Origin of the sequence: Enorma phocaeensis (assembly GCF_900186505.1) — a bacterium.
Lineage (GTDB): Bacteria > Actinomycetota > Coriobacteriia > Coriobacteriales > Coriobacteriaceae > Enorma > Enorma phocaeensis.
In genome coordinates this window covers 1-1,912 of sequence record NZ_LT891966.1, presented here as the reverse complement: position 1 = coordinate 1,912, position 1,912 = coordinate 1, and the positions used below count along the sequence as shown (strand labels likewise).

The window sequence follows — 1,912 nt, the reverse complement described above, 5'->3', positions numbered from 1 at the left end:
CCGTACTCGGCCTAGCTAGCCAGAGCCATAGAAAAACGCCAGCCCGACAAGGGCTGGCGTCAGCATGCTCGAAAGCAGTGATCTTTGCCAACAAAATCAGTTGACAAAACTATAGGAACACCCCCCGATGGATTAACCTCATCAAGGTAACGGGCGCACATGATATCGAGTTTTTTGCTGAAATATGCGGACAGCGCATCGACATCGTCCATCTCGTCAGACACGAATCGCATCCAGCAATCGCGTTGCTCATCCAACAGCTCAGACGATGGTCTGGTGTAGAATGGTCGTCCGAATCGCTTCAGCATACTTTCCTCTTCAAATCGCAAGTCGAAATAACGCTCCGCAATATCCGGAAACTCTTTTTCAAAATCAGTCATCGCCTTATACGCGGAGCAAAATGTACCCTCGGTCTTGTGATATGCCTGATTCGCTTCGCAAAACTCCCGAAAGGACTTCTTCTTAAAGAACTGAGGCTGATTGCACCAGCGAGCTATGTTGACGTACAGCGCGCGCCATCTACTCGATTTGTAGCTCTCATAGCGCATGATGTACGGCAGGCAGTCGTATTTCATGAGGACGGCGATGCGCTGAAACACCGACTCGATATCGCGTTCGTCCTGCGAGTCATACCCGCTGAGGACATACAACCTCGTCCCCCGGTCTGTCCAGGCTCTCCAGATGCGAAGCTTCCGCTCAATAAGAGGGCGATCCTCCAGATGGTCAAATGCGAAAATGAAGTCCCCGTGATAACGCGAACGTGACAGGACGCATGCTTTTTCATCGGTCATCAACCGAACGTCGAGACCCTGACGGAACTGAAAGGGCTTTCCCGTGGCGTTGAGCTCTTCCAAAACTTTCCGCCATCCCTTGAATCCAAGGAAATTATCATCCCAGAGATAGATGTACGGACGCCTCGTATCAAGGAACTCCTGAACCGGAGCATGGACAAAAACATGGCTATATTTCTTATTCACGCAGAAACTGCATTTTCGAAAGCACCCACGAGTCGTGAACCCGATGGAATAATCCATGTAATCCGAAAGGGCACTTCGTCTCCTACCGCGCGCGAGTTCACGCGCCACATATGGGTCATATAGGGAGTAATCAGGGCATGCATGCTCTACATCATTCGGTAGGTCTTCCCCTCCATCGGGAAAAATGCCCGTTCCTCCGCAGTATACGTTGGGCATATCCAAAACGTCTTCATCCAGTTTGGTAAATGAGAAGACACAGGATAGAAATACTGCGTCATACGAAGCAATATCTGAATAATCAAGCAGCAGGCTTACTGAATGGCCATGCATCTTGCAGAATGAGCTTATCTTCAACAATGCAAGATTTGGATGCCGCGTCCCATGATCGACGAGGTCGGCGTCGAGAATGCCTACGGCAAGCCCGCATTCCCTTCGCAGACGATCGTATATTACCTGCATGCCAGACCCCGAAATCGAAACAGAACAATCGATATGGATCTGATCTTATACGATCTGCACAAATTGAGAGCAATCTCGGACGGACGAGTGCCTCTTTGGAGCGGCTGTTCCAAATAAGGCTAGAGGACGAACGTGTCCCCTACCCCCAGCCTCCGTGCGATGACCTCACCGATGCGATGCGGGATACCGACGATCAACGCGTTACCCATGCAGAAGGCGCGTTGGATGTCGGACATACCGGTATCCGTCCAGCCCTTCGGGAACCCCTGTAGCTGGTCGAGCTCGTCTGGCACGAGTCTCCGATACCTGCCATCCCCCGCTTGCACGATATGTTTGGAGCGTGAGGCAGACCCATTACAGTTTGAGAAGTAGTTAGCCCAATCGCTTAAGCCATCCGCTTAGACGGTCGGACTACGATTGACATATGTCCCGAGGGACTGCCGATCGGGCGCCCGCGGACGGCCTTATGCCCCTGC

Annotated in this window: 2 protein-coding genes; both read right to left on the bottom strand. The window is 51.8% G+C overall.

Annotated elements, in window-relative coordinates:
• Positions 1-59: 59 nt before the first annotated feature.
• Positions 60-1,436, bottom strand: coding sequence for a radical SAM protein (locus tag C1717_RS00060; protein WP_077071426.1), 1,377 nt, complete (start codon positions 1,434-1,436; stop codon positions 60-62).
• Positions 1,437-1,555: 119 nt separating this feature from the next.
• Complete coding sequence (locus tag C1717_RS00055) at positions 1,556-1,762, bottom strand: DNA cytosine methyltransferase (RefSeq protein WP_275425384.1); 207 nt, start codon at positions 1,760-1,762, stop codon at positions 1,556-1,558.
• Positions 1,763-1,912: the final 150 nt, after the last annotated feature.

Excerpts from the sequence above, each read along its gene's own strand:
- C1717_RS00060 (WP_077071426.1), bottom strand. The coding sequence starts at position 1,436 with ATGCAGGTAATATACGATCGTCTGCGAAGGGAATGCGGGCTTGCCGTA.